Origin of the sequence: [Actinomadura] parvosata subsp. kistnae, from assembly GCF_900323885.1 — a bacterium.
In the GTDB taxonomy this organism is placed as follows: Bacteria; Actinomycetota; Actinomycetes; order Streptosporangiales; family Streptosporangiaceae; genus Nonomuraea; species Nonomuraea composti.
In genome coordinates, this window is the sequence record NZ_OOHJ01000018.1 from 543,186 (window position 1) to 558,005 (window position 14,820).

Here is a 14,820-nt window from a genome sequence, read left to right on the forward strand (position 1 = left end):
CTGGTGAGGCGCCCCGCTACGGCCTCAGGCGAGGGCCGGGGACACGGCCCGGCGGGCCGACGGCTTGAGCATCGACAGCCCGGCCAGCGTCAGCACGGCCAGCTCGGTCACGACCACGGCCCGCTGGGTGAGCCCGGCGGGGATGTCGTCGTTGGTCAGCGGGATGCCGAACATGCGCACCACGTACGGGATCACGACCATTACCAGTGCCGCCAGGGCGAGCCCGCTGAGGACGCGCATCGCCGCGGCGTACCGGATGTTGGCTCTGGCGAGGAGCATCCCGGCGACCGGCATCACAAGGAAGGCGACGAAGGCGGCGTAGCGGTGGATGCCGCCCGACATCGACAGCGGCACGCCGGGCCGGTCGGTCGGGAAGGCGCCGATCAGGAACATGCTCGCCCCCCACACCAGCAGCAAGGCGACGACCCAGCGGTTCACGCCGGCCCGGCGCATGGCCTCGGCCATGAGCGCGGCGCCCGCGGCGAAGAGGGTCAGCGAGGCGGGCAGGAGCCATCCGGCCGACTGCCACACGTACTCGCTGATCACGCTGTGCAGCGGGTCCAGGTCGGATCCGGCGTGCAGGGTGAGCATGGCGCCGCTGCCGGCGCCGATCGCGGCGAAACCACTGACAAGCAATCCCTTCATGCCTCCTAAGCTCGTGGAACACGCGCTTTGCGAACATCGGAGATGGACCCGAAGCGGCCCTGAAGTACCCCCTAATACCTTGGTCGGACCGACCCCTAGGAATCACCGTTGACCTGCCGGTTCGTGACCCCTGGTAGGGAGAGCCCCCTCAGGGTGGAGGCGGCTGCCCGGGGGGTGATTTGACTTAGAGCGCGCTCTAAGGTCCAACCTGGACACATGACGATCCAGGAGGCCGCGCAGCGGTCCGGCCTGACCGCTCACACGTTGCGCTACTACGAGCGCATCGGGCTGATCCACTCGGTGGGCCGCAACAGCAGTGGCCACCGTGACTACGCGGAGCAGGATCTCCAGTGGCTGGAGTTCCTGACGAAGCTGCGGACGACCGGCATGCCGATCGCCGACATGTGCCGGTACGCGGAGCTGCGCCGCATGGGGCAGCGCACCGCGGACGAGCGCAGGCGGATGCTGGAGCTGCACCGGGAGCGCGTCCGGGCCAGGATCGCCCAGCTCAGCCAGGACCTGGAGGTCCTGGACTACAAGATCGACAATTACCGCAGGGGGCAGGCATGAACAAGCGCACTCTCGGCCGCGACGGCCTGGAGGTCTCCGCGCTCGGGCTCGGCTGCATGGGCATGTCCGAGTTCTACGGCCAGGGCGACGAGAACGAGTCGATCGCGGTCATTCACCGCGCCCTCGACCTTGGCATGAATTTTCTAGACACCGCCGACATGTACGGCAAGGGGGCCAACGAGGAGCTGGTCGGCCGGGCCATCAAGGGCCGTCGGGACGAGGTCGTCCTGGCCACCAAGTTCGGCGTCAAGCGCGACGGCGACTCCCGCACGATCGAGAACAGCCCCGAGTACATCAGGGCCGCCTGCGACGCCTCGCTCCAGCGTCTCGGCATCGACCACATCGACCTGTACTACATGCACCGCCGCAACCCCGACGTCCCCGTCGAGGAGTCGGTCGGGGCCATGGCGGAGCTGGTGGAGCAGGGCAAGGTCCGCCATCTGGGTCTGTCGGAGGTGAGCGCCGACACGCTGCGCAAGGCGAACGCCGTGCACCCGATCGCGGCCCTGCAGAGCGAGTACTCGCTGTTCACCAGGGGCCTGGAGGCGGAGATCCTGCCGGCGGCCAGGGAGCTGGGGGTCGGGCTGGTGGCGTACTCGCCGATCAGCCGCGGCCTGCTGTCGGCCGCGCTGCCGAGGCCGGAGGAGCTGCCCGCCGACGACTTCCGCCGCCACCTGCCGCGCACCAGCGGCGAGAACGCCGAGCACAACCGGGCGCTGGCCGCCGAGGTGAAGAAGATCGCCGACGCGGCCGGGGTGACGGCGGCCCAGCTCTCCCTGGCCTGGCTGCTGGCCCAGGGCGAGGACGTCGTGCCGATCCCGGGCACCAAGCGGCTGAAGTACCTGGAGGAGAACGCCGCCGCCGCGGACATCACGCTCACGCCGCAGCAGCTCGACGCGCTGGCCGCGGCCGTGCCCGCCGACGCCGTGCGCGGCACCCGCTACCTCAGCATGAACGAGGTCGAGCGCTGAGGGCCGGGGCTACGGCAGGTCGAAGTCGAGCGCTGAGGGCTGGGGCTACGGCAGGTCGAAGTAGGCCCGCACCGTGGTGGCGCCCTCGCGGGTGTGCAGGCGTACGAGGTCGCTGAGGAGGTTGACGATGAGCAGGCCGCGCGATCCCGCGTCACGTGGGTCGACCGGCCTGCGCCCCACCAGCGGGTCGGTGATGTGACCGGAGTCGCTGACCTCGCACACCAGCCGGTCGTCCTCGATCCAGACCCGCAGGACGCCGGAGCCGCCGCCGTGGTCGAGGCTGTTGGCGCCGAGCTCGGCCACGGCGAGCCGGATGTCGTCGAGCCGGTCGCCCTGGAAGCCGGCCGCGATGGCCTCCCGGGCGGCCAGGCCCCGCACCGCCGACAGGTTGGTGTGGTCGAAGCTCAGCGAGACGAACTTCTCCGGCTCGCCGAGCGGCCGGTTGTGGCCGTCGACGACCAGCTCGGGGGCGTAGTCGTCGCTGGCCCACTCTCCGGTGGCGTCGCGCAGCACGGGGTGGGTGCGCGCGGCCTCGCGGATGACCTCCTCGGTCAGCCCGTCGAGGTCGTACGGGCACAGGATCGTCACCCTGCGGCCGGTGAACGACAGGTTGATCAGGGCCTCGTGCTGGGCGCAGGCGGGGTATTCGGTCGCGGTGCGGCCCGGCCAGATGGGCTCGCCGATGATCCGCACGTGCTGGTCGGGGTGCCGGTCGGCGAAGGCCCGCAGCACGCCGGGGATGATCCGGCCGGGGTTGCGCCCGGCTTTGGTCATGTCGAGCAGGAGCACGTCTTTGGCCTGGTCGCCGAGTGCGGCCTCGATCAGCGCCAGGTTGCGTGGCGGGACGGACACGGCGACGGGCTCCCCGGCCGCCAGGCCCTCCAGGACGAACGCGGTCGTGGCAGAGACGTACTCGCCGTCGCCCCTGTAGAAGAGCGCCGGATGCACGAACGGTTCCGCCCACATCAGCACCACGGTACCTAACGTTGAGGACTTCACGGCAATCTGTTGGGTACCTATTGAGATGTGAAGAGAGTCCAGCTCATCCGCCGCCCCCGTCCCGAACGCCGTCCGTCCCCTCTCGATCTTCGCACCCCTTCCGGGCGACGCCTCCCGTTCTGACCGCGTCGCGCCTATGCTCGGCACATGTCGGATTTGCAGATGCGGGTCTCCGACGAGGACCGGGAGCGCACGACGCAGCAGCTCCAGCAGGCGTTCTCCGAGGGCCGGCTGACCCCCTCGGAGCTCGATGAGCGGCTCGGGCTGGCGCTGAGCGCGAAGACGTACGGCGACCTGCTCGAGCTGGTCGCGGATCTGCCGAGCCCGCAGCCGCAGGTCAGCGACGTCGTGGAGCTGGGCTCGGGCAACGGCAACGTCAAGCGCTCCGGCGACTGGGCCGTGCCGCGCCGGCTGCGGGTCTCCTCCAAGTACGGCAGCGTCGAGCTGGACTTCACCGAGGCCGTCGTCCCCCATCAGGTCGTGGACATCGAGCTGGACCTCACCTACGGCTCCGCGAAGATCATCCTGCCCGAGGGCGCGGTGGCGAACGTGGACGGGTTCCAGAGCGACTGGGGCCATCCGACGTCCAAGGTGCCGAGCAGGCCCCGGCCCGGCGTGCTCAGCGTGGTGATCACCGGCCGGTCGAGGTACGGCGGTCTCACCGTGCGCTATCCGCGCAGGCGCTGGTTCACCCACTGATGGAACAGGGCGATGTGGTGCTCGCTCGGCACGAGCACCCCGCCCTCCCGGTACGCCCGTGACGACATGCCGGGCTGCGTCCGCTCGCAGGCGTCGAAGTCCTGCTCGTTGACCCGGTGGAACAGCTCGACCGACAGCGTCAGGTCGGCACCCGACGCGACGACGTCGGGGTGGTAGAGCCAGTCGCACTCCACGACCGTGCGGTCGGCGGCCATGGGGAACATCCGGTGCAGGATCACGTGGTCGGGCACCAGGTTCACGAACACCTGGGGCTTGACGGTGATCGCGTAGTAGCGGCGGTCCTGGTCGTCGGAGACGTCGGGCAGGCGGCCGAAGCCGGGGCTGCCGTCCACGGTGAACCCCTCGGCCCGCTCGGCGAACTCGGCGCCGTGCCCCACGTAGTACTGCGCCGCGTAGCCGCCGGCGAACTCGGGCAGCACGGCGGTCAGCTCGGGGTGGATGGTGGCGCAGTGGTAGCACTCCATGAAGTTCTCGACGAGGAGCTTCCAGTTGGCCTTGACGTCGTAGACGATGCGGCGGCCGAGCGCGAGCCGGTCCACCTGGTAGTGCTCGATGGCGGCGGGGTCGCCGAGCCGCTCGGTGGCCGCGTACGTGACGTGCTCCTCGAACGAGGGCGGCTCGGCGGCCAGGCACACCCACGCGTACCCGAGCCATTCGCGCAGGTGGACGGGCACCAGCCCGTACTCCACGCGGTCGATGTCGGGCATCTTGGCGAGGTTGGGGGCGGCGGCGAGCCGGCCGTCGAGGTCGTAGGACCAGGCGTGGTAGGCGCACCTGATGGTGCGCCTGACCTCGCCCGCCTCCTCCAGGCACAGGCGGGCGCCGCGGTGCCGGCAGACGTTGAGGAACGCGCGGAGCAGGCCGTCGCGCCCGCGCACCACGATCACGCTCTCGCGGCCGACCTGCACTGTTTTGAACGCGCCTGGACGCGGCAGGTCACCGGCCCTGACGGCGCAGAACCAGAGGCTTTCGAAGATCTTGGCCTGCTCCTCGGCGAAGATCTCGGGGTCGGTGTAGGCACGGCCGGGAAGCGTGGAGATCAAGCTCGACGTGGTGGTCAACCGACACCCCTTGTTGCGTATTACGCACCGAGTTGCTCTATATGCGACATCGTCAGGCGGCCTCAGGAGGCTGTCAAGAGGTAGGTGCTGTAGCGGCGCAGCATGGACGCGTACACCGTGGTCGCGAGCCCGTCGGGGATCAGCCGCACGATCGGCCCCTGCCGGTCGGTCAGCTCCGTGCCGGCCATCCTGGCCGGCCTGCGCACCACCCTCGACCTGGCCCTCTCGTACGCGCGCAGGTCCCCGAGCGAGCGGGCCAGCAGCCAGGCGTCCTCCAGCGCCTGGTTGGCGCCCTGGGCCATGGTGGGCGGCATGGTGTGCGCGGAGTCGCCGGCCAGCGTCGTCGGACCCTTGCCCCACACCTCGGGGATCGGCTGCTTGTGGTGGGGGAAGAAGTCGATGTCGGTGATCGTGTCGAGGATGCCCGGCACGGGGTCCGCCCAGCCGCGGAAGCGCTCCCGCAGCCGCTCCACCACGTGCGGGTCGTCGGCCCAGAAAGGTCCGCCGGGAGCCGCCTTGACGTCGAACCACCACAGCAGTCGCCCCCGCCCCGCCGGGATGAGCCCGCACAACCCCTGCCGGCCCGCGATCATCACGGCGCGATGGTCCTCCGTCAGCGCGGTCGGGATGGTGGTGAACCCCTGCCAGGTGACCCATCCGCTCAGCTTCGCCCGGTCCTCGCCCCACAGGGCCTCGCGCACGACCGAGCGGCGGCCGTCGGCGCCCACGAGCACGTCGCCGCGCACCGTGCGGCCGTCGGACAGCCGCGCCTCGGCCCGCTCCGGCACCACCTGCTCGGCCCGCACGCCGTACGTGACGGGCACGCCGTCGGACAGCAGCTCGACCAGCTCACGCCGGGCCACGTGCACGACAGGGTGGCCGTAGCGGCGCTCGGGCACGGTCAAATCGACGGTGAGCAGCCGCCGCCCGTCGCTGCCCCACGACTCCAGCGTCTCCAGGCGGCGGCCGACGCCCGCGTGGTCGGCCTTCAACTCCTCCAGGATGGCGGTGCTGCCGGGCCACAGGGAGACCGAGCCGCCGGCCGTGCGCAGCTCGGGGGCCTCCTCGTACACCTCGGCCTCGTGGCCCGCGGCGAGCAGGCCGCGCGCCAGGGCGAGCCCCGCGACGCCCGCGCCGATCACGATTACCCTCATTACGTCTCCCCACTGTGAGACCCCGAATATCAGATACTAGGAGTATCACAATGTCGTCGCGCGGCCGCAAGCCCGACCCCACGGTCGATCACCGCATCAGGCAGGCCGCCGCCGGGCTGGTGCTCTCCCACGGGCTCGACTTCACCATGGACGACGTGGCCGCCGCGGCAGGCGTAGGCAGGGCGAGCGTGTTCCGCCGCTACGCCTCCAAGCGCGACATGCTGCTCGAAACCCTCACCGGCCTGATGAACGCGCACGTCGCCATCCCCGACACCGGCTCCCTGGAGGGCGACCTGCGCGTGGTGATCGCCGAAACGCTCGCCATGTGGCAGCAGCCGGGCATCGCCCGCATGGCCAGGCAGGTGTACGGCGAGGCGGGCCGCGACCCGGCCGTGGCCGAGCTCATCCGCACGTCCATGCGCACCCGGATGGAGCGCTCATGGGTCGTGTACGAGCGCGCGATCGAGCGCGGCGAGCTGCCGCCGAACGCCGACCTGTGGATGCTGACGGACCTGTTCGTCGGGTTCGTCGCCTACCGGGGGCTCCTGGATCTTCCGCTGCCCGAGCCGGAGGAGGTCGTGCAGGTCCTCTTGCACGGCTTTACGCCCGCTTGACACCCCTGGTGTTAGCGGGGTGCAAGTGACGATCAAGTTAGGGCCCATAATGTTCCCTTCGTTCGCTAAACCTACGAAGGGCACGGATAATGACTCCCCCTCGTCGCCTCGCCGTCGCGGCCGCGACGCTGACTCTTGCCGCCTTCACCACCGCCTGTGGTGCGATCGGCCAGGCCGTTGACTGCAACACCGCCGCCAGCGACGCCACCAAGATCGCCACAGAGTTCAGCTCCTCGATGACCGCCGACGCCGGCGCCATGGAGACGGCCGCGAAGACCGCGTCCGACAAGACGAAGGAGCTGGCCGGCAAGTACGACGGCGAAGTCGCCGCCGCGCTGAACGACCTGGCCGACGCCTACAGCTCCATCAAGCCGGGCGACGCGGCCAGCCTGACGGAGTTCAGCACCAAGATCAACGGCTTCACCAGCAAGATCACGGCTGCCTGCAGCTGACCAGGCTCGCGGCCGTCGCCCGCGACCGCCTGTGGGGGGCAGGTCGGAGCGACGGCGGCCGCGTCGTGACGGGATGAGAAGGGGGCCGGCGCGCGTGGGGGCGCGCGCCGGCCCGGCAGGGACGACCGGTGCGGCGTGGGGGCGCACGCCGGTCGTCCCGGGGATGGCGGGCGGCGCGGGGGCGCACGCCGGCCGTCCGGGAACGACGGCGCAGCCGGGGGGCGCGTCGGTCGTTCAGGGACAGCGGCGCGGCCGGGGGGCGCGCCGGCGGGTGCGGCGCATGGGGGCGCACCTCGTCCCGGTCGTGGCGCAGCGTGGGGGCGCGCGTCACGGCACCTCCCCGTCACGAACGTCCGGCCACCGCGCGCGCGTCGAGCGCCGCGGTGGCCTACGTCTGTCTCCGGCGTCTGTCCCGGGCGCCTGTCCCGGGCGCCTGTCTCCGGCGTCTATCTCCGGGAGGCGCGCAGCTCGCGCGCCTGCTCGTACGCCCGCTCGAACCCCTCCAGCACGGTGGGCCACGATCCGGCGGCGGGCAGGGTCGCCCGGTTGTGCGCGGCGATCGACTCGCGCAGCTCCGCGTCCACGCACAGGCGGGCCACCGCCCGCGCCAGGTCGCCGAGGGTGCGCCCGAGCAGCCCCTCGACGCCGTCCTTGACGAAGTCGGCCACCCCGCTCTCGGCCCTGGCCACCACCGGCAGCCCCGCGGCCCGCGCCTCCAGTGCCGCGATGCCGAACGACTCGCGCGGCGCGGGCGCCACGAACACGTCGGCCGACGCCAGCACCTTCGCGATCTCCTCCCGCGTGTGCCGCCCCGGCAGGGACACCCAGCCGGTCATGCCGTGCCGTTCGAGGAAGCGCTCCATCTGCCCCCGAGCCGGCCCGTCGCCGACGATCGTGGCCCGCATGGGGATCCGGGCGGGCACGCGCGCCCGCGCCGCCTGGAGCAGCTTCAGCAGGCGTACGGGCTGCTTGCGCGGGGCCAGCCGGCCCACGGCCACGATGTGCACCTCCTCGCGCCGGTCGGGAGTGCCGGGGGGCGGCGCCCAGCCCGACAGGTCGAGCCCGTTGGAGACGACCCGCACGGGCACGCCCGGCCCCGCCACCGCGCGGATGGGGGCGGCCGCGGCGTTGCTGACCGTGGTGGCCACCAGCCGCCAGCGCTGCCACCCGTACGCCAGCCGCAGCAGCCGGTACATCCCCCGCGTCACCGGATCCCACATGCTGTGGACGGTCACCACGCACGGCAGCCCCGCCCGCCACGCGGCCCGCACGCCCATCCACGCGAACGGCGAGACGGCCCCGGCGTGCACGTGCACCACGTCGGGACGCGCCGAGGTGAGAGCGCGCGTGAGATGCCCCACTCCGAACGGGTGGACGGGCAGGTCGAACGGCATCTTCGCGACGATCCTGTGCACCCCGGGCAGCGGCTCGCCCCTGGTCGCCGTGGCCACCGACACCTCGTGCCCCGCCTCCCGCTGCGTGCGCACCAGATCGGCGACCTGGACCTCGATCCCTCCGAGTCGCGGCAGGTAACAGTCACTCACGTGAAAGATCCGCACCCCTCCCAGACTAATCTGGGCGTGTGCCTCCACGTACCGCTGTGTTCTTCCATGCCCACCCCGACGACGAGGCCCTGCTGACGGCGGGCACCATGGCGATGCTCGCGGCCGAGGGGCACCGCGTGGTGCTCGTGGTGGCCACGGCGGGCGAGCGCGGCCTGGCCGAGATGGAGCCGGGCGAGGCTCTGGGCGAGACCCGGCTCGAAGAGCTCTACAAGTCGGCCGCGCTGCTCGGCTGCGCGCGCGTCGAGTGTCTCGGCTACGGCGACTCGGGGCTGAGCCCCAAGGGCGGCAGCGCCGAGGAGCGGCCCGACAACGCCTTCATCGACGCCGACACCGAGGCGGCGGCCAAGGCGCTGGCCGCGATCCTCCAGGAGGAGCGGGCCGACCTGCTGGCGATCTACGACCCGGCGGGCGGCTACGGGCATCCCGACCACGTGCAGGTGCACCGGGTGGGCAAACGCGCGGCGAAGATCGCCGGAACGGAGATCGTCCTGGAGGCGACGGTCAACCGCGATCCGCTGCTGTGGCTGCTGCGGGTGGCGGGCCGGTTCTACAAGTTCCCGCCGGAGTTCGACGTGCGGACGTTCGAGAGCGCGTACTCGCCGGGCGAGGTGATCACCCACCGCGTCAACGTCCGGAAGTACACGAAGCAGAAGCGGGCCTCCATGGCCGCGCACGCCTCCCAGGCCAGCGGCGGCGACAGCGACCGCACGCTCGCCGTCATGCTCAAGGTCCCCCGCCCGCTCTACCGCTTCGTCTTCGGCACCGAGTGGTACGTCCGCCGCGACCTTCCCCCCGGCGCCCGCCTCACTCATCCCTTCGACCGGTGGCCCACCTAGTACCTGAGGACGACGAGGCCGCACCCCCCGACCCGGCAGACTGGACTCCTCATGAAGAACAAGTGGCTCCAGATCGCGTTGTCCGTGCTGTCGCTCGGGCTGGCCGTGCTGCTCGTGATCTACCTCCCCCAGCTCGTGCAGGCACTCACCGGCAAGCAGGTCTCGTGGGCCGAGATCGGCAGGCTCTTCGGCTCGATCAGCGCGGGCCAGATCGCGCTGATGACGGGCCTGTGGCTGCTGAGCCTGCTGGCGTACACGTTCGTGCTGACCAACTCCCTGCCCGGCCTGAACAACCTCCAGGCGCTCACGCTCAACGCGGCCGGCAGCGCGGTCAGCAACCTGGTGCCCTTCGGCGGCGCGGTGGGCGTCGCGCTGTCGTGGGCGATGACCAAGGGCTGGGGCTTCACCAGCCGCCCCTTCGTGGTGATGACGCTGGTCAGCGGCGTGTGGAACACGCTGTTCAGGTTCATCCTGCCCGCCGTCGGCATCATCGCGCTGCTCGTGGCGGGGCGGGTGCCCAACGCGGCCGTCGCCAACGCGGGCTGGACGGGCGCGATCTCCATCCTCGTGCTGTGCGTGGTCGTGGCTGTCGCCCTCTACTGGGACCGCGCCGCCGTCGTGCTGGGCAAGGGCCTCGACAAGGTGACCCGGCTGCTGCGGCTCAAGATCCACGCCTCCGAGGCGTTCCACCGGCTGCGCGCCGACACCGCCGACGTCGTACGCGGCCGGTGGCCGGGGCTGTCGCTCGGCATGGTGTTCTTCCTCGGCTTCCAGTGGGCCATCATGGCGGCCTGCATGCAGGCCACCGGCGCCTGGCCGGGCCTCGCAGAGTCGATCGCGGTCTTCGCCCTGTCACGGGTGCTGACCAGCGCACTCGTCACCCCCAGCGGCGCGGGGATCATGGAGACCGGCGTGGCCGCCTCGCTCATCTACTTCGGGGCAGGAGACACCCCGGCCATAGCCACCGCACTGCTTTTCGGGTTCTGGACTTACACTATCGAGATCCCGTTCGGCGGCCTGGCACTGGGCGCATGGGCACTGCTGCGCAGGCGCAACGGCCGGAACGCCGGCGCGGAGCCCCCGTCCGCGATCTCGAAGGCCACCCAGTGACAATCCCAAACCCATCGCCTCCTAATCGACCACGGGCCTTGTGCGTGATTCGCAGGCCCGCATAGCGTGGCGGCTGACATGGTGGCGTTCCGAGTTCTGGGGCCAGTCGAGGCGTACGAACACGACGACGAACTCGACCTCGGCGGGTTGCGGCAGCGGGCCGTCCTCGCCCGACTTCTCGTGGCCAGAGGTCAGGTCGTGCCGGTTGACACGCTTCTTTACGATCTGTGGGACGACGACGCGGCCAAGGGCGCGCAGTCGGGGCTCCAGGTCTACATCTCCCGCCTGCGCAGGGTGCTGGAGCCCGGCCGCCCGCGCGGCGGCCCCAACCGGCTGCTGGTGACGGTCGCGTCCGGCTACGCGCTGCGCGTGGCCCCCGACCAGGTCGACGCGCTGCGCTTCGAGCAGCTCGTCCGCGCGGCCGGCGAGCACCTCGAAGAGGGCGACCCGCAGTCCGCGCGCGACCGTCTGGAGAAGGCGCTGGGCCTGTGGCGCGGCACCCCCTACTCCGACTTCGCCGACCAGGCGTGGGCCGAGGCCGAGGTCAACCGGCTCACCGAGCTGCGCCTGGTCTCCCGCGAGCGGCACGCCGACACCGGGCTGCGCCTCGGCCTGCACGCCGAGACCGTCCCCGACCTTGAGGCGCTCACCACCGAGCACCCGCTGCGCGAGGAGGGCTGGCGGCTGCTGGCGCTCGGCCTCTACCGCTGCGGGCGGCAGGGCGACGCGCTGGCCGCGCTGCGCCGCGCCAGGAACATCCTGGCCGACGAGCTCGGCATCGACCCCGGGCCGGCGCTGCGCAAGCTGGAGTCCGACATCCTGGCCCAGTCGCCCGAGCTGGACCTCGCGCCGCCGCCCGCGCGGGCGCCCAGGCCGGCCGCGCCGGTCAGCGACACGTGGCCGCCCCGCCCGGCCACGCCGATCGAGCCGCCGCCGCTGGAGCCCGAGCCGTTCGTCGGCCGCGACGCCGAGCTGTCCAGGCTCACCACGGCCGCCTCGCGCACCGGCCGCTTCCAGGTCGCGATCGTGACCGGCGTCGCCGGCGCGGGGAAGACCACGCTGCTGCGCCAGCTGGAGAGCCGGCTCGGCGCCGACGGCTGGACCACCGCCTCCGGCGCCTGCCCCGACTCCAGCGCCACCCCGCCCGGCTGGGCGTGGGTGGAGATCCTGCGCACGCTCATCGGCATGACGGGCGCCGGCGAGTACGCCCAGCTCCTCGCGCCGCTGCTCGACGACGCCGCCCCCGACCCCGACGAGGACGAGGCGTCCGGCGGGTTCCGGCTGCACCGGGCCGTCGGCGGCTACCTGGCGGGCGTGGCGCGGCGCGGCCCCGTCCTGCTGACCCTCGAAGACCTGCACTGGGCCGACGACCAGACGCTCGCCCTGCTGCGCGCGCTGCCGAGCCTGCTCGCCACCAGCCGGGTGCTGCTCGTGGTGACGTGCAGGGAGAGCGAGCTCGACGACCGCCAGTCCGACGTGCTGGCCGCGCTGGCGCGGCTCGGCCCCGTACGGGTCGGGCTGTCGGGGCTCGACCCGAAGGCCGTGGCCGAGCTGGTCAAGGCCACCTGCGTGCGCGAGATCGACGAGGACGCGGTCGAGTCGATCGTCGAGCGCACCGGCGGCAACCCGTTCTTCGTCCGCGAGACCGTGCGCCTGCTCGACGCCGAGGGCGCCGCCGACCGGGCCAGCGCCACCGAAGTGCTCTCGCGGGTGCCCTCGGGCGTGCGCGACGTGCTGCGGCGGCGCATCTCGCGGCTGCCCGGCGGAGCGCAGCAGATCCTGCTCCAGGCCGCCGTGATCGGCCGCGACGTCGACCTCGACGTGCTCATCGCGGTCTCCGGCGACGAGGACGCCGTGATCGAGGCCGTCGAGGCGGCGCTGCTGGCCGGGCTCGTCACCGAGCCGGGCCCCGGGCTGCTGCGCTTCGACCACGACCTCGTCCGCGACACGATCTACTCCGACGCCTCCCGGCTGCGCCGCACCCGCCTGCACGCCGCCGTGGCCGCGGTCATCGAGCAGCGCACGCCGTCCGACGTGGCGGCGCTGGCGCACCACTACTACCTGGCCGACGCCGCCGACAAGGCGGTCCACTACGCGGGGCTGGCGGCCGAGCAGGCCGAGCGGCGCTTCGCGCACCGCGAGGCGGCCACGCTGTGGGAGCAGGCCATCGCCGCCTTCGACCGCTCGCCCGCGGCCCAGCAGAGCGGCGAGCAGCCGCCCGAGCGGGCCAAGGAGCGCCTGCGGCTCATGCTGCGCCAGATCAGGGCCCTGGCCCTGTGCGGCGACATGACGGCGGCCCGGCTGCTGCGCCGCCAGGCCATGGACGCCGCCCTCCCGCTGGGCGACCTGGAGATCACCGCGAAGGTGGCGGCGTCGCTGGCGGTGCCGCACAAAGGCATGACGCGCGACTTCACCCGCACCGCGTGGGAGATCGTCGACGTCACCGAGAAGGCGCTCATCGAGCTGCCCGCCGGCGAGCAGCGGCTGCGCGCCAGCCTGCTGACCACGCTGGCCCTGGAGCTGGAGGGCTCCTCCTCGCCCGAGCGGGGCCGCCAGGCGTCGCTGGAGGCGCTGGAGCTGGCCCGGCAGAGCGGCGACCCCACGCTGATCGCGGCGGCGCTGAGCGGGCGGCTGCGGCAGTCCTACGACATCCCCGCGGTCGACACCCGCGAGAGCATCGGCAGGGAGCTGCTGGAGGTCGCCCAGCGCTCCGGGCAGATGGCCACGCAGGCGCTGGCCCACCTGGTGCTGCTGGAGTGCGCGGCGGCCAGGGGCGACTTCGCCGTGGCCGACGAGCACGCGGCCGCGGCCGACCGCCTGGCCAGGCAGTACGACCTGTCGGCGCCCGCCGCCGTCGTCGTCTGGTACTCCGGGCAGCGGCTGATGATCGCCGGCGACTACGAGGGGGCCGAGCGGGCCTACCGGGAGGCGGCCAGGGTGTCCGCGCGGGCGGGCATGCTGGAAGGCCGCCAAGACCTGCCGCTGATCACCGCGTTCTGCCTGCACCTGGTGGCGGGGCGGGCTGCCGAGATGGTCGACCCGCTCGCCGAGGCGCACATGCGGGGCGCCAAGTGGACACTCGACGCCTACGCGCTGGCCCTGGCCTCGGCCGGGCACCACAACGACGCCAAGGCCGTGGCCGCCACCCGGCCGCCGGTGCGCCCCGACTTCCTGTACGAGCTGGCGATGACCTGGCGGGCGCTGGCCGGCATGCTGCTCGACGACCGCGAGCGGATGGTCGACTGCTACGACAAGCTGAAGCCGTTCTCCGACCGGGTGGCGGGCGCGGGCACCGGCGTGGTGGCGCTGTGGCCCGTGGCGCTGACGCTCGGCGACCTGGCCATCCGCCTGGGGCAGCCCGACGCCGCGCGCGAGCACTATCAGAAGGCTCTGGAGGTGGCCGAGCGGGTGGGCGTGCCGCGCTGGGTGGAGGCAGCCAGGCAGTCGGTCAGCAGCTCACCTGGAAACGGTCACTCCTGAGGGTCTTGCCGCCGTCGATCTCGAGCTCGACGCGGTACCACCCGGGGTTCCCCGAGACCTGGGGCAGCCACTCGACCGTCCGCTCGGGGGCGGCGAAGCCGTCGTGGTCGGCCAGGTACGTGCGCCACGTCCTGGCCGACGGGCTCCAGCGGGCCAGCCGCCAGTGGTAGGAGACGGGCTCGGCCGGGTCGGCGTTGACCACGAGGCTGCGGGCGACGTACGACTTGGCGCAGCCGGCTCCGGCGCCGGTCAGCACGCTCACGGTCACCTGGCCCGGCGTGGCGGCCTGCTGGGCCGGGGCGGTGACGGGCAGCTCGCGGGCCGACAGCGTGACCCGGGCGGCGGGCTCGGGGGCGGAGCTGGCGTTACTGTAGGCGGAGAAGCCGACGTACGCGCTGGTGAACGCGAGGGCCGCCACGAAGATCCGGGCGGCGCTGGCGGTCCCACTGGTCAGGACGGCTGCGCTTCTGGTCGGCATTCTCAACACCCCTTTTGGCTCACGCTCAGGGTGCGGCCGGGTGGTTGAGTGCTGGTTGTCGGCGGGTTGCACCCCTTTGCGGGGGGCTTGCAGGGCGGTGTGGCTTTCGCCGACACCGGCGGGGTAAGGTAAGCCTGACCTAAGGTTTGTGGAGGGATGGTGGGT

The 14,820-nt window shown here is 72.3% G+C and carries 14 protein-coding genes; 8 read left to right on the top strand and 6 right to left on the bottom strand.

Features of this window, described 5'->3' with window-relative positions; all coding sequences use genetic code 11:
* Positions 1 to 24: 24 nt before the first annotated feature.
* Entirely contained in the window at positions 25 to 645 is a 621-nt protein-coding gene (locus KIS93_RS22580; protein ID WP_080045781.1) for a DUF998 domain-containing protein, read from the bottom strand.
* A 216-nt stretch (positions 646 to 861) separates the two neighbouring features.
* On the opposite strand from KIS93_RS22580, the gene KIS93_RS22585 reads away from it, so the two are divergent.
* Both KIS93_RS22585 and KIS93_RS22590 read left to right on the top strand, forming a co-directional pair.
* The gene (locus KIS93_RS22585) at positions 862 to 1,215 is read left to right on the top strand and encodes a MerR family transcriptional regulator (protein ID WP_080045780.1); all 354 of its coding nucleotides are present in this window, start codon (positions 862 to 864) and stop codon (positions 1,213 to 1,215) included.
* Complete coding sequence (locus tag KIS93_RS22590) at positions 1,212 to 2,186, top strand: aldo/keto reductase (protein ID WP_080045779.1); 975 nt, start codon at positions 1,212 to 1,214, stop codon at positions 2,184 to 2,186. Before KIS93_RS22585 ends, KIS93_RS22590 begins: the two co-directional genes overlap by 4 nt.
* Positions 2,187 to 2,231: 45 nt before the next feature.
* On the opposite strand, the gene KIS93_RS22595 is transcribed toward KIS93_RS22590, so the two are convergent.
* Positions 2,232 to 3,152, bottom strand: a complete 921-nt coding sequence (locus tag KIS93_RS22595) for a sensor histidine kinase (RefSeq protein WP_080047567.1) — start codon at positions 3,150 to 3,152, stop codon at positions 2,232 to 2,234.
* Between the two features lie 180 nt (positions 3,153 to 3,332).
* On the opposite strand from KIS93_RS22595, the gene KIS93_RS22600 reads away from it, so the two are divergent.
* Complete coding sequence (locus tag KIS93_RS22600) at positions 3,333 to 3,884, top strand: DUF1707 SHOCT-like domain-containing protein (RefSeq protein WP_230465855.1); 552 nt, start codon at positions 3,333 to 3,335, stop codon at positions 3,882 to 3,884.
* Here KIS93_RS22600 and KIS93_RS22605 read toward each other — a convergent pair.
* Together KIS93_RS22605 and KIS93_RS22610 are read right to left on the bottom strand one after the other, a co-directional pair.
* On the bottom strand, positions 3,854 to 4,966 hold the full coding sequence (locus KIS93_RS22605; protein WP_080045777.1) for an aromatic ring-hydroxylating oxygenase subunit alpha: 1,113 nt from the start codon (positions 4,964 to 4,966) through the stop codon (positions 3,854 to 3,856). The two genes, KIS93_RS22600 and KIS93_RS22605, sit on opposite strands and share 31 nt — an antisense overlap.
* Before the next feature lie 62 nt (positions 4,967 to 5,028).
* Positions 5,029 to 6,120, bottom strand: a complete 1,092-nt coding sequence (locus tag KIS93_RS22610) for an FAD-dependent oxidoreductase (protein ID WP_080045776.1) — start codon at positions 6,118 to 6,120, stop codon at positions 5,029 to 5,031.
* A gap of 50 nt (positions 6,121 to 6,170) precedes the next feature.
* Here KIS93_RS22610 and KIS93_RS22615 point away from each other — a divergent pair, with 50 nt between their 5' ends.
* Positions 6,171 to 6,734, top strand: coding sequence for a TetR-like C-terminal domain-containing protein (locus KIS93_RS22615; RefSeq protein ID WP_080045775.1), 564 nt, complete (start codon positions 6,171 to 6,173; stop codon positions 6,732 to 6,734).
* Between the two features lie 89 nt (positions 6,735 to 6,823).
* Positions 6,824 to 7,186, top strand: a complete 363-nt coding sequence (locus KIS93_RS22620) for a hypothetical protein (protein ID WP_080045774.1) — start codon at positions 6,824 to 6,826, stop codon at positions 7,184 to 7,186.
* A gap of 446 nt (positions 7,187 to 7,632) precedes the next feature.
* Here the strand turns inward: KIS93_RS22620 and KIS93_RS22625 are convergent, their stop codons facing one another.
* Positions 7,633 to 8,730, bottom strand: coding sequence for a glycosyltransferase (locus tag KIS93_RS22625; protein ID WP_080045773.1), 1,098 nt, complete (start codon positions 8,728 to 8,730; stop codon positions 7,633 to 7,635).
* Between the two features lie 38 nt (positions 8,731 to 8,768).
* Here KIS93_RS22625 and KIS93_RS22630 point away from each other — a divergent pair, with 38 nt between their 5' ends.
* From KIS93_RS22630 to KIS93_RS22640, 3 genes are all read left to right on the top strand, one after another.
* On the top strand, positions 8,769 to 9,587 hold the full coding sequence (locus KIS93_RS22630; RefSeq protein WP_230465854.1) for a PIG-L deacetylase family protein: 819 nt from the start codon (positions 8,769 to 8,771) through the stop codon (positions 9,585 to 9,587).
* A 51-nt stretch (positions 9,588 to 9,638) separates the two neighbouring features.
* On the top strand, positions 9,639 to 10,697 hold the full coding sequence (locus KIS93_RS22635) for a lysylphosphatidylglycerol synthase domain-containing protein (RefSeq protein WP_080045771.1): 1,059 nt from the start codon (positions 9,639 to 9,641) through the stop codon (positions 10,695 to 10,697).
* Between the two features lie 78 nt (positions 10,698 to 10,775).
* Complete coding sequence (locus KIS93_RS22640) at positions 10,776 to 14,177, top strand: ATP-binding protein (RefSeq protein ID WP_080045770.1); 3,402 nt, start codon at positions 10,776 to 10,778, stop codon at positions 14,175 to 14,177.
* Here the strand turns inward: KIS93_RS22640 and KIS93_RS22645 are convergent.
* Positions 14,146 to 14,655, bottom strand: a complete 510-nt coding sequence (locus KIS93_RS22645) for a hypothetical protein (RefSeq protein ID WP_080045769.1) — start codon at positions 14,653 to 14,655, stop codon at positions 14,146 to 14,148. The genes KIS93_RS22640 and KIS93_RS22645 overlap by 32 nt on opposite strands.
* Positions 14,656 to 14,820 lie beyond the last annotated feature (165 nt).